9 protein-coding genes are annotated in these 11,973 nt (G+C 69.1%); 2 read left to right on the forward strand and 7 right to left on the reverse strand.

Annotation, left to right across the window (positions count from 1 at the left end; genetic code table 11):
• Positions 1-59: 59 nt before the first annotated feature.
• Complete coding sequence (locus AB0N16_RS12350) at positions 60-1,355, reverse strand: hypothetical protein (protein ID WP_365795735.1); 1,296 nt, start codon at positions 1,353-1,355, stop codon at positions 60-62.
• Between the two features lie 47 nt (positions 1,356-1,402).
• Entirely contained in the window at positions 1,403-3,511 is a 2,109-nt protein-coding gene (locus AB0N16_RS12355) for a transglycosylase domain-containing protein (protein WP_365796195.1), read from the reverse strand.
• Between the two features lie 613 nt (positions 3,512-4,124).
• Between AB0N16_RS12355 and AB0N16_RS12360 the strand changes: the two genes are divergently transcribed.
• Positions 4,125-4,334 carry a zinc ribbon domain-containing protein gene (locus AB0N16_RS12360; protein WP_365795737.1) on the forward strand — a complete coding sequence of 70 codons (210 nt, stop codon included), beginning with the start codon at positions 4,125-4,127 and terminating at the stop codon, positions 4,332-4,334.
• Here the strand turns inward: AB0N16_RS12360 and AB0N16_RS12365 are convergent.
• From AB0N16_RS12365 to AB0N16_RS12375, 3 genes are read right to left on the reverse strand one after another with little or no spacing between them, the layout of a single operon-like run.
• Entirely contained in the window at positions 4,331-5,143 is an 813-nt protein-coding gene (locus AB0N16_RS12365) for an HAD family hydrolase (protein WP_365795739.1), read from the reverse strand. The two genes, AB0N16_RS12360 and AB0N16_RS12365, sit on opposite strands and share 4 nt — an antisense overlap.
• The gene (locus AB0N16_RS12370) at positions 5,143-7,755 is read right to left on the reverse strand and encodes a phosphoribosyltransferase domain-containing protein (protein WP_365795741.1); all 2,613 of its coding nucleotides are present in this window, start codon (positions 7,753-7,755) and stop codon (positions 5,143-5,145) included. The genes AB0N16_RS12365 and AB0N16_RS12370 overlap by 1 nt, the downstream gene beginning before the upstream one ends.
• 29 nt (positions 7,756-7,784) lie before the next feature.
• Positions 7,785-8,957, reverse strand: coding sequence for an HpcH/HpaI aldolase/citrate lyase family protein (locus AB0N16_RS12375; RefSeq protein ID WP_365795743.1), 1,173 nt, complete (start codon positions 8,955-8,957; stop codon positions 7,785-7,787).
• 176 nt (positions 8,958-9,133) lie between these two features.
• On the opposite strand from AB0N16_RS12375, the gene AB0N16_RS12380 reads away from it, so the two are divergent.
• The gene (locus tag AB0N16_RS12380) at positions 9,134-9,910 is read left to right on the forward strand and encodes a TerD family protein (protein ID WP_365795745.1); all 777 of its coding nucleotides are present in this window, start codon (positions 9,134-9,136) and stop codon (positions 9,908-9,910) included.
• An 18-nt stretch (positions 9,911-9,928) separates the two neighbouring features.
• On the opposite strand, the gene AB0N16_RS12385 is transcribed toward AB0N16_RS12380, so the two are convergent.
• Positions 9,929-10,666: a Tellurium resistance gene (locus AB0N16_RS12385; protein ID WP_362565576.1), complete on the reverse strand. Its 738-nt coding sequence runs from the start codon at positions 10,664-10,666 to the stop codon at positions 9,929-9,931.
• A 120-nt stretch (positions 10,667-10,786) separates the two neighbouring features.
• Entirely contained in the window at positions 10,787-11,932 is a 1,146-nt protein-coding gene (locus tag AB0N16_RS12390) for a DUF475 domain-containing protein (RefSeq protein ID WP_365795747.1), read from the reverse strand.
• Between the last annotated feature and the right edge of the window lie 41 nt (positions 11,933-11,973).

An 11,973-nucleotide genomic window follows, 5' to 3' on the forward strand; every position in this document is an offset into this window, starting at 1 on the left:
ATCCGCTTACTGTGCCCCGTACTTGAACCGTGTCACCCGCTGCGGTCACTGCGCCGTGGTCACTTGACGATGGTCGACCAGTCGGCGGGGGCCTGTGCCGGGTCCAGGGAGCGCAGCCGGGCGAGGGTCTCCGGGTCCTGGGCGTCCATCCAGTCGGCGAGTTCCTTGAAGGAGACGCACTTGACGCCCTTCTTGGTGCAGATCTTCGGGATGATCTGGTCGATGGCCTTCATGTAGATGCTGCCGTTCCAGTCCTCGAAGTGGTTGCCGATGAACAGCGGGGCCCGGCTGCCGTAGTAGACGCGGTTGAAGCCGTTCATGTAGGAGTTGACGGTTTCCTGCTCCCAGGTGGCGTACTGGGACGCGTCGCCGTCGACCTCTCCGTTGGACTGGTTGTAGAGGAAGTTGAAGTCCATCGACAGGGCCTGGATGTTGTCGCCGTAGGGCAGCAGTTCCAGCGGGAAGTTCCAGAGGCCGTTCTTCTTGGACGGCCATATCTGGTAGTCACCGGGGGAGCTGGCGTCGTACTTCCAGTTGTAGCCGTACTTCTGCAGGGCCTTGAGCAGGTTGGGCTGGCCCTCCAGGCAGGGGGCGCGGCCGCCGACGACCTCCTGCTTGAAGTCGAAGGGCAGGGCGGGGATGTCCTTGAAGCCGGTGTTGGTCTTCCAGTTCTCCACGAACTTGTAGAACTGGTCGATCTCGCTCTTCCACTGCGCGACGCTCCACTCGCCGCCGCCCTTCTTCTCGCAGAAGTGGCCGTTGAAGTGGGTGCCGATCTCGTTGCCCTGGTTGTAGGCCTCGCGCAGTTGCTCCAGGGTGGTGCGGATGTGCTCGTCGGTGGCGTAGTCGATGGCGGCGTCGCCCGGGGAGTGCATGGGCCCGGTGTAGAGATCCTTCTTGCTCTTGGGCAGCAGGTAGATGCCGGTGAGGAAGAAGGTCATGTGGGCGTTGTACTCCTTGGCCATCTCCCGGTAGTGCGAGAAGAGATGGTCGTCGCCCTCCAGGGCGCCGTCCCAGGAGAAGACGACGAACTGGGGCGGCTTCTCGCCCGGCTTGAGCTTCTCGGGCTTCAACTGGCCGGTCTGCGGGCCGGTGTATGACGTCGAGCCGTCCCCCAGCACCTTGGTCTTGCCGTCCCACTTCGGGCTCGCCGACGCCGACGGGGAGGCCTTTCTGGTGCCGGCTGCGGTGGGTGCCGTGTCGTCCTGTCGGGTGAGCACCAGATAGCCCGCGACGAGGGAGGCGACGACGAGGAAGGCGGCCAGGGTCAGGAACTCCGGGCGGGCTGGACGGCGGTCACGGGCGGGCGCCTTGCGGCGGTGGCCGCCGGTTGTCGACTTCGTACGGGGCTTCATGCGGGGCTCATTCTGCGGGTGGTGTGGGGAGCTTCGGGCTTCGGTGGTCAGTCAAGGCCCATGGCCTGTGCCCAGAGCGCGTACGGGACGTTGTCGTCGCCGGTGCCGGCGAGTCCCTTGAGCGGGAGCGGCTCCAGGGATTTGCTCAGGTCGAGGCGGTAGACGACGACGGACGTGGTCACGGACGCGGCCGTGCCGGTGTACCAGGAGGCGGTGTCCTTGCCGGTGGCATGGGTGGTACCCGCCTTGCCCGCCGCGCCGGCACTGGTGGAGGCGCCCGGGTGAGCGAGGCGGAACGATTCGGTGAGTGCCTGCTCGACGTCCTCGGCCACGTCGTCGCGGACCGCGCGGGTCGGCTGCGGGGTGTCGAGGGCGACCCGGTGGCCGTTGCGGGTGATCTTGGCGACGGAGTACGGCTCGGTGTGGTTGCCGCCGGCCGCGAAGGTGGCGTAGCCGCTCGCCATGCGGATCGCGCTGGGTGTGGAGCTGCCCATGGACAGGGCCGGCACCTGTGCCCCGATGCTGTCGGAGAGCAGCCCGGAGGCCACCGCGGTGGACCGCACCCTGTCGAGCCCGGTGTCCATGCCGAGTTGCATGAACGGTGTGTTCACAGACCGGGCGAGGGCCTGGGCCAGGCTGATCTGTCCATAGGACGTCCCGTCGTCGTTGTTCGCGTAGACCTTCTTGCCGCTGCGGTCCCAGTACGGCCCGTCCGGTGTCGTGACGGGGATCTTGTCGTTCCCGTCGTAGAGGGTCTCCGGGGTGACCGAGGTGGCGGCCCCGCCGCGCTCCTTGTGGACGCCGTTCTGGAGCCCGGCTGCGTAGACGAAGGGCAGGAAGGCGGTGCCGGCCGGGACGGTGGTCGCGTTGGACTCGTTGTAGCCCTGCGTTCGGTGGTCGGGTCCGCCGTACACGGCGACGATCCGTCCGTCGGTGGCGACCGAGGCGGCGCCGTAGTGAGCGTCCTTCGCCAGGTCGGGGTCGCTCTCCTTGGCCGCCTTGCGGGCCTTGCTGACCGCCTTGGTGAGGGTGTCCTCCTTCTTCCGGTCGAAGGTCGTGTAGATCTGGTATCCGCCGAGGTCGAACTGCTTGTCCGAGATATGGGCGGACTTCTTGGCGTACTGCTGGGCCAGTTCGACCAGATAGTCGCTCTGGTTACCGGTGTCGTAGACCTTGTTGTTCTTGATCGGATCCGGGAAGGTCTTGTACTTGGCCCGCTCGGCCGGCGACAGTTTGCCGATCTTGACCATCCGGTCCAGGATCCAGGACCAGCGCTCCACCGCCCGCTTGTGGTTGGCCTTGCTCAGCGTCGGGTCGTAGAGTCCGGCGCCCTTGAGCAGCGAGGCGAGCATGGCGGCCTGGCTGGCGTTCAGCTGGCCGACGTCCTTGCCGTAGTAGGCCTGGGCGGCGCGCTGGATGCCGTACGTCCCCCGGCCGAACCAGCTGGTGTTGAGGTAGCCCTCCAGAATCTGGTCCTTGCTCATCTTGTTGTCGAGCTTGAGGGAGATCATCGCCTCGGTGAATTTACGGCTCACCGTCTGGTTCTGTGTCAGATAGACGTTTTTCACGTATTGCTGGGTAATAGTGGACCCGCCTTCGGTGTCCCCCTCACCGACCGTGCGATACAGGGCCCGGGCTATGCCTTTGACGGAGATACCGGGGTCGGAGTAGAAGCTCTCGTTCTCCGCCGCGAGCACCGCCCAGCGCACGTCCACCGGTATGTCCTTGAGCGGCATGTCCTGCCGCTGCACCCAGCCGGTCCGGGCCATCGGCGTCCCGTCGGACCAGAAGTAGACATTGTCCTGCTGGGTGGCGTACGTGTTGAGGTTGGACGGTATGTCCGTGGACGCGTAGGCGACGACGAGGAACAGCCCGGTCAGGCCGATGCTCCCGAAAAAGCCTCCCAGCCACTGCCGCCAGGACGGTATCCAGCGCCGCCAGCCGGTCCGGCCGGGCCGCGGGTACATCGGCCGCACCTTCCGGGCGTACGGGGCCAGTGGCGCCAGTCGGGGCCCCACGTGGGCCCGGAGTCCCGCCACGGCCGCCAGCACGCGTTCACGCGGCGACGGGCGGGCGCTGCGGCGCCGCTCGGCACGGCCGCCCGAGGCCGCCGACTCCGGCTCGGGCTGTCCCTGCCCGGGCACCCGGATCTGCATCGTGACGTCCGCCCGCAGGGCGTCCACCTTCAGATGCAGGGTCTCGTCATGCCTCGGCGGATCCGGCTTCTTCCGCCGCTCCCCCGCACGGGGTGCCAGGATGCCGCCCGCGCCCTTCTCCGCCTTCGCGGCGTCGGCCTTCCCGGCCCGCAGGGCGTGCAGCTCGTTCCACAGCGCCTCCGCCTTCTGCCGTGCGAGCTCCTGCGCACGCTGAGCGTCGTCGCCCTTCTGCCACAGAGCATGCTCCGCACGCAGGCCGTCGACCTTCAGATGCAGGGTCGCGTCCGGCTCGAACGGCTTTCGATCCCGGGATCCGGCCTGGTCATTGCCGCCCTCCGGGTCGCCCGTCCGCTCCGATGCGTCCGTCACGACTGCGTCTCCCTCGCACTCGGTCTTGCGCGCGTGGTTAGACACGACGGGTGGCAGGGCCGCGGCGGGCGCGGCGCTGCGAGCCCCCCTCATCCCCCGGTCTTTCGGCTCCTCGCGGCCAGCTTAAATTATCAGCGATCTTTTCAAAATCTCCGCACAAGTATCGGACAGAAAGGAACACTCATGAAATTCTGAGGTGAAGTGATGCCCATCACTTCCTCAGTACTCCCGTTAGCCTGTCCTCATGCCCCGATACGAGTACCGCTGCCGCACCTGCGGCGACACCTTCGAACTGTCCCGCCCCATGGCCGAGTCGTCCGCTCCGGCAGCATGCCCGCAAGGACATGAAGACACTGTAAAGCTCTTGTCCACGGTGGCGGTGGGCGGTACGGCTTCCACACCCGCCACCGCCCCCAGCTCCGGCGGTTGTTGCGGCGGCGGCTGCTGCGGCTAGCCCTCCGTACGGACCGTCTTCAGGAATTCCCGCAGGATCCGTTCTCCGGCGAGCACCCCCCGCTCCGGCAACGCGACGACGGCCGGCCCGGCCCACCCGGCGTCGACCAACTCGCCGTGCCCCGGCCGCCAGCCGCGGTCGGCGGCCAGCAACAGGTCGGCGTCGAGCAGCGAGTCCCCCGCGGCCAGCGTCAGTTCGGCGCCGGTCCGCCGGGCGACCTCCCGCATCGCCGCGCTCTTCGTCAGCGGCTTCGGCACCGCGTAGATCTTCCGCCCCTGCAACGACACCGTCCAGCCGCGGTTCTCCGCCCACACCGCGAGGCTCTTCACCCACTCCTCGGGCAGCAACTCCCGCTCCACCACCAGGTAGGCGAACAGGTCCTCGGCGACCCGGAGCTTGCGCAGCCACACCGGGTCGGCGTGCTCGGCCAGATACGCCTGTACCTCGTCCAGCGGCGCGCACTCGTCGGCCAGCCGCGCCAGCACCTGCCCGTGCCAGTCCCCGTCGGACACCCCGTCCACCAGCAGATGGCCGCCGTTGGCACAGATGGCGTACCGCGGCGCGGGCCCCGGCAGGTTGATCCGCTCGTACTGCTTACGGGTCCGGGTGGTCGTCGGCACGAAGACGGCCGCGTCGCCGAGCTCGGTCAGCAACCGCGCGGACGTCTCGGTCAGGTACGACAGCGGCCTGCTCTCGTGTACCTCGACACAGAGCAGCCGGGGCGCCCGGGCGTCCGGCATGGTCAGCGCCAGGGCACCCGCCGAGTAGATCAGCGTACGGTCGAGGTCGCTCGCCACCAGCAGCGCCATCAGACGTGCACCGCCCTGCCGTCGGCACCGGTCGCCCCGCGCGTGTACTTGGGATGGATCAACCCGACACACGTGTACGGCAGTTCGCCGACCTCCTCCACCGGCACACCTCTCTGCTCGGCCAGCAGCCGCACATGGTCCAGGTCGGCGCCCGCGCCGGCCCGCGCCAGGATCCTCCAGGGCACCCGGCGCAGCAGCACCCGGGTGGTCTCCCCCACGCCCGGCTTGACGAGGTTCACGTCATGGATGCCGTACTCCTCGCTGATCCGCTCGACGGCCGCCCAGCCCTCCCAGGTCGGCGTGCGGTCCGCGACGGCCAGCTCCTTCACGGCCTCGTCCACCGCGTCCACGACCTCCTCGAACCGCGCCGCGACCGCGTCCAGGAAGGCCACCGACACATCGGCCCCGGCCAGCTCGCGGTAGAACTTCGCGCCGTGGAAGTCGTCGGGACCCACCAGGTCGGCCCGCAGCACGGTCCGCGAGATCAGCCCGGAGACCGTCGAGTTGAGGCAGGCGGAGGGGATCAGGAAGTCCTCCCGGGTGCCGTACGTCCGCACGCACGACCCGGGGTCCGCGAGCACCGCGATCTCCGGGTCGAATCCGGAGACGCCCGCCCGCTCCTCGAACTCCGCGATCGCGTCCGCGAGTTCCCGGGTGATCGCGCCCTTCCCGGTCCAGCCGTCCACGAACACGACGTCCCGCGGATCGTGGTGGGCCGCCAGCCAGCGCAGCGCGTTCGCGTCGATACCGCGGCCGCGCACGATCGACACGGCGTAGTGCGGCAGCTCGGCGCCGTACCGGAACCGCGCCCAGCGGCGCATCAGCACGCCCACCGGGGTGCCGGCCCGCGCCAGCGAGACCAGCACCGGCCGCGGCGACCGCTCGGCCATCACGGTCTCGGTGACGACACCGACCGCCTGCGCGAGCCGGGCCGCCGAGGTCTCCAGGGCCGCGTGGAACAACGCCTGGTACTGCTCGCTCGGCTGGTACTCCACCGGCAGCGACTCGGCGTAGTGCGCGCCGCCGCCCTGGATGGCCTCCTCGCGCTCCTCCGTCGGCGCCTCCAGCGTGACGTCCGAGAGGTCCTGGAGCAGCCAGCCGACGTCCTCCGGCGGGTACGAGGAGAAGGCGGGGCCGCGGAGGGGCTCGGGCAGCATGGCGGGGCTCTCTTCGGTCGGCGCGGGGGCGTACGAGGGTACGACCGCGAGCAGGACATGCGGGGCATGCGCGCCGAGCCGGGCCAGCAGGCCGTCCGGAGCGTGCAGTTCGGGGGTGTCGCCGGTGGAGTCGACAAAGACGACCACCGCGTCGAAGCCGGCGCCGGCCACGTTGTACGCGTAGCGCTCGCCGGGGCCGTCGGCGGGGTTGTCGTGGGCCGGGAAGACGAGACGGCTGCGGATGGCGTAGCCGGGGTCGTCGACGGCCAGGACGGGAGAGCGGGTGGTGGTGGAGTACCGCACCTCGGCGGCGACGAGGGCCTCCAGCTCACGGGCGACTCTGAGGGGGGCGTACATCAGCTCCTCGAAGCCGAGGGTGAGTACGCGGCGGGTGCCCAGGGGCAGCGCCTCGGCCAGGCGTGCTGCCATGGCCGGGAGAGCCGTTTCGAGGCGTATTCGGTGTGCGGGGGTGAATCCGTGCCGTCCGCCGTCGGGAAGGCCGTGCGGCCAGTGCAGGTCGATGCGGGTGGCGTGGGGGGTGGTGCGGTCCTCGGTCGCCTGCGGGGCGGTGGGGGCCGGCCGCGCAGTTCCCCGCGTCCCTGGGGGATTGCCCTTGGCGTCGGCTTCAGGGACAACGCCCTGAAGGGGCGCGGGGCCGTGTCCATGTGCGGCTCCGCCGCGGGGCGCGCTCAGCCCGGACGGCGCCGCACCCGGCCGACCACCTGGCGCGGCACTCTCCTCGTACCGCGCCACCAACTCCTGCCCCTTCTCCAGCACCCCCTCCGGCAGCCGTACCGTCCCCGACGCGCCGGCCACCAGGTCCACCCTGGCGCCGATCTCACCGGCGAAATCCGCGAGGCGACCCGCATCCGCGGGTGACCGCATATCGACCAGAGCCACCACGACGTAACGTTTCCGCGGATAACGGGCGTGCAGATCCCTGATCGTGTTCAGGACCGTGTTGCCCGTGGAGAACTCGTCGTCCACCAGGACCAGCGGGCCGTCCCCGGCCAGCAGCCCCGGGTCCTCGGGGAGCAGCAGATGCGAGGTCGCGTGGGAGTGGGACTCCTCGAAGCCTCCGGCCGGGGTGATGCCCGGGACCGGGCGCCGCGTGGAGTGCAGGTAGGGGGCGAGGCCGATACCGTCCGCGACGCAGTGGCCGAGGCCGGTGGCCGTCTCGGCGTAGCCCAGGACCACGGCCCGGGCCGCCTCCTCGTCACCGAGGAGGTCACGCACCCGGCGGCCGAGGGTGAACCCGTGGCCGTACACCACCGCGGGCGACTGCGGCACGTGCTTGCCGAGCACGTTGGAGACCAGCAGGTGGGCCCGCTTGGGGTTACGGCGCAGGGCCAGTCCGAGCAGGGCCCGCAGGCCGTCGTCGCCCACGAGTTCGACGCCGAGCCGCTCGGCGACCCAGCTGCCGGACCAGTCCCCGTTGTTCACTGCGATGTTCATGTGCTTCCTGTGTCGTCCCCTAGGGCCCGTCAGCCGGGGATTCCGGCGGCGAGCAGTTCCACGAAGCCGACGTCCTCGTTGGCCACGCCGAACACCTCGGCCCGCAGCATGGTCCGCTCGGCCCAGGCGCGGTGCGGCTTCACCTCGTTCATCTTGTTCGTGTACGCCGAGCGAAGTACACCCCCACCGCCCCGTTCCGGCCGCAGGATGTCCTGGGCGTCCGAGAACTCCTCGTGGCTGACGACCGACAGCGCGTGTACGGGGATGACGTGCGAGGGGTGGATGCAGGTCTTGCCGAGCAGGCCGTTGGCGTGGTCCAGGGAGATCTCTCTGAGCAGGCCGTCCATGGCGTGCTCGATGAGGCGGTCGCGCAGTTCCACGGCCTGCTCCTCCAGGAAGGGGCTGGAGCGCAGCAACGGCTTGAACATGCGTTCGGGGACCCGGAAGTACTCCCAGACCGGCCCGGTCACCGTGAATCCGGTGCCGTCGGCCCGGCCGAGCATGTTCACCACGTCCGCGATCACGGAGGCGATGATCTGCACGTCGTAGGCGGTCATGTCGGGCGCCCGCCGCAGCCCGTACGAGGAGCAGAAATCGGTCACCCCGAGCCTCAGCGCCAGCACCCTGCTCCGGTACTTGTCGACGGCGCGGGCGATGCCCTCCAGGGCGTCCACGCGCGTCTCCCGGTACATGAGCTCGGGCGTCTCCAGGACGGGCATGCCGAAGAGCCGGCGGCCGCTGCGCGCCTCCGCTCCGGTCAGCGCCTCCAGGAAGGGGATGCCGCGCTCCTCGGTGAACTTCGGGAACACGAACCCGGACAGCAGCGACACGCCGCCGCCGAGCCGGCGTACCAGATCGGGGATCTGCTCGGGCTCGCGGACCCGGATGAAGAGCAGCGGCAGCTCCACGCCCGCCCGGACCCGAGCGGCCAGGTCGGCGAACTGGCGGACGAGGTTCGCCTCGCCCGCCACCACGTCCTCGTCGCCGATGGAGTCCTCCAGGCACAGCACCATCGAGACCACGCCGAGTCCCGCCTGCTTGACGATGTCGTCGGCGAGCCGCTCCCGGGTGGCCGGGCTGTACAGCGTGGCGCCCAGGGCCGCGGAGAGCAGCCGGGCCGGGGAGTCGGCGGTGAACTCGCACGGCTCCTGGTGGAAGAGGCGCTGCCGCACCTCAGGTGCGATGTGCCCGAAATGACGCATAGAACTCCCCCGTGGCGTGGGCCTGGCCTGTGGAATGGGTAAAGGGTGGCCGGTAATAGTACGTACAAAGCCATGTCGAGGGTTCCCGCCGGGCATGAATTCCAGGTAACCCGCCTGTGTCGGTCGCGGAGCCCCCCGCGTTGTCGTGACCAGGACCGAGAGGGCAGGATGACCGCATGACGCACGCGATGCTGAAGGGGTCGAACGTCCCCGTGGAGGCCACCACGGTCCGGGCGGTACTGCGCTGGACCCCCGGGCAGGGAGTCCCGGACGTCGATGCCTCGGCGCTGCTCCTCGGCCCCGACGGACGTGTGCGCTCCGACGAGGACTTCGTCTTCTACAACCAGCCCCGGCACCCCTCCGGGAAGGTCTGGCGGATCGGCAAGAAACGGATGGCGGAAGGCCTCACCGACACGATCCAGACAGATCTCCCCGGTGTCGAGCCGAATGTCGGCCGAATCCTCCTGGTCGCATCGGCGGACGGCGTCCCGTTCGAACACGTACCCGCGCTGCGCATCCTGTTGTACGACGCCTCGGCTCCCGACGCCGAGCCGCTGGCCCACTTCGACATCAAGCCGGAGACCGGCGCCGAGACCGCCCTGATCTGCGGCGAGCTGTACCGCAGGGGCGAGGGCTGGAAGTTCCGCGCGCTGGGCGAGGGCTACAGCAACGGCCTCAAGGGCCTGGCGACCGACTTCGGCATCTCGGTGGACGAGTCGGAGTCGCTGGAGGAGCTCCCGGCCTCCCAGCCGCTGCCGCCCGAGCAGCCGACCTCGGTCCCGGCCCAGCCGACGTACGGCTACCCCCAGCCCGCCTCGCCGACCCACGGCTACCCCCAGCAACAGCCCCAGTCGGGCTACGGCTACCCCCCGCCGGCCCCGATCCCGGTGGCCACGGTCCCGAACACGGACTTCCGGCTGCCGCCGCAGGGACCGCAGTTCATCGGACGATGACCGCGCGGGCGCGGCCCCCTACTTCTCCACCTTCGTCTTGTAACCCCGCCCCCACTGCAGCCCCCACCCGTACAACCGGTCCAGCTCCCCCTGGAACCCGTACACGAACTTCACCTCGCGCCGGACGACCAGTTCGCCCTTGACGTTCTCGATCATCACCACCGCACACGACCGGGCCTGCGGATGCCGTTCGTCCAGGCCTATCTCGATCCGCGGCCCGTTGCTGGGGTAGAGCGTCACGATCGCGTGGGTGCGGTCGAACGCCGGCGTCTGGTCGTAGATGTACACGAAGACCAGCAGCCGCTTGATGTCGTCGCGATGATCAAGGTTGACGTACATCGTCTCCCCGGACGCGGACCCGAACCGGTCGTCGCCGCTGAGCTTGACGTACGGCGGTGCGTTCACGTCCCCGAGCAGGCCGCCGAGCGGCTGTACGACACCCTTGCTCCCGTCGGTCAGCTCGTACAGCGCCCCGAGGTCGAGGTCCACGTTGACCATGCTCTGCCCGTGCCCGATCACCTCCGGCGGCCTGAGCGCCTTGAAGGGGTGCCGGAACAGGCTCGTGCGCTGTTCGCCGTCGAAGTCGGACGTCCGCATCCGCCAGCTCAGGTTGATGCGCAGGTTGCCGGTGGCCGCGCCCTGCTTGGTGAGGGACACCTGCTGGTGCCGCTTGGTGAGCTCGATGGAGTTGGACGCGGCGCTGCCCGAGTCGAACTCGGCCGCCCTTCCGCCCAGCAGCCCGTCGAAGAAACCCATTCCCGCCCCCAGAGACTTCTGCCGACGCCTCGGGGCGGCCGACCGCGCCGGCCGCCCCGAACAGAGCGTTCCTCGTCCAGAAGGGTGTCACACCCTCCGTTTTCGGCCCGGCGAGCCGGTTCAGACGCCGGACGAGACCTCAGCCTTCTCGTCCGTCCCCGCTTTTCCCTCGGCCGCCGCCAACCGCTGGTTGCGTCGCACGGAGGACCAGAACGACCAGCCGATCAGGACGACGCCGACGAGACCGGTGATGACCTCGTTGATCTGGTACTGGATGGTGACCATCAGGATGACCGCCAGCGCGCCGATCGCGTAGTGGGCGCCATGCTCCAGATAGACGTAGTCGTCCAGGGTGCCCTGCCGGACCAGGTAGACCGTGAGCGACCGGACGTACATCGCGCCGATACCGAGGCCGAGGGCCATCAGCACGATGTCGTTGGTGATGGCGAAGGCGCCGATGACGCCGTCGAAGGAGAAGGACGCGTCCAGGACCTCCAGGTAGAGGAACATGAAGAACGCGGCCTGACCGGCCAGTACGACCGCCGACTTCTTCTTGCCGGTGCGCTCGGCCTCTTCCTCCTCCTCGTGCTCGCGCTCCTCCTCGGCTTCGAGCCGGTCCTCGAAGAAGCCGGAGAGGCCGCCGACGATCATGTAGGTGATCAGGCCGGCGATACCGGCGATCAGGACCGTCTGCGCCTTGTCGACATGGCCGCCGCCGTGCTGGTGGGCGTGGGTGGCGAAGGTGAAGGAGGTGATCAGCAGGACGATCAGGGCGATGCAGACCGCGAGCATGTCGACCTTGCCGAGCTTGGCCAGCGGACGCTCGATCCAGCGCAGCCACTGGATGTCCCGGTCCTCGAAGATGAAGTCGAGGAAGATCATCAGCAGGAACATGCCGCCGAAGGCGGCGATCGCCGGGTGGGCGTCGGTGACCAGTTCCTGGTAGCGGTCCTTGTTGTTGAGCGCGAGGTCGACGGCCTCGATGGGGCCCATCTTGGCGGTGACCGCGACGATCACGACGGGGAAGACCAGCCGCATGCCGAAGACCGCGATGAGAACGCCGACCGTGAGGAAGATCTTCTGCCAGAAGGCACTCATCTTCTTCAGGATTCCGGCGTTGACGACCGCGTTGTCGAACGACAGGGAGATCTCGAGGACGGCGAGGATCGCGACGATGCCGAAGGCCTCCCACCCCCCGTAGAAGACCGCGGCGACCAGGCCGAGCGCGGTGATCGCGAACGACCAGCCGAAGGTTTTCAGAAGCACTGGCTACCCCATCATGGTGTGGTACGGGTCTCTCCCGCGCC

The organism is Streptomyces sp. NPDC051105 (genome assembly GCF_040682795.1).
In the GTDB taxonomy this organism is placed as follows: Bacteria; Actinomycetota; Actinomycetes; order Streptomycetales; family Streptomycetaceae; genus Streptomyces.

Bases quoted from the DNA above. Each gene is read 5' to 3' on its own strand.
- AB0N16_RS12350 (WP_365795735.1), bottom strand. From the start codon at position 1,355: ATGAAGCCCCGTACGAAGTCGACAACCGGCGGCCACCGCCGCAAGGCG.
- AB0N16_RS12380 (WP_365795745.1), top strand. From the start codon at position 9,134: ATGACGCACGCGATGCTGAAGGGGTCGAACGTCCCCGTGGAGGCCACC.
- AB0N16_RS12365 (WP_365795739.1), bottom strand. From the start codon at position 5,143: ATGGCGCTGCTGGTGGCGAGCGACCTCGACCGTACGCTGATCTACTCG.
- AB0N16_RS12370 (WP_365795741.1), bottom strand. From the start codon at position 7,755: ATGAACATCGCAGTGAACAACGGGGACTGGTCCGGCAGCTGGGTCGCC.
- AB0N16_RS12360 (WP_365795737.1), top strand. From the start codon at position 4,125: ATGCCCCGATACGAGTACCGCTGCCGCACCTGCGGCGACACCTTCGAA.
- AB0N16_RS12355 (WP_365796195.1), bottom strand. From the start codon at position 3,511: ATGCAGATCCGGGTGCCCGGGCAGGGACAGCCCGAGCCGGAGTCGGCG.
- AB0N16_RS12375 (WP_365795743.1), bottom strand. From the start codon at position 8,957: ATGCGTCATTTCGGGCACATCGCACCTGAGGTGCGGCAGCGCCTCTTC.
- AB0N16_RS12385 (WP_362565576.1), bottom strand. From the start codon at position 10,666: ATGGGTTTCTTCGACGGGCTGCTGGGCGGAAGGGCGGCCGAGTTCGAC.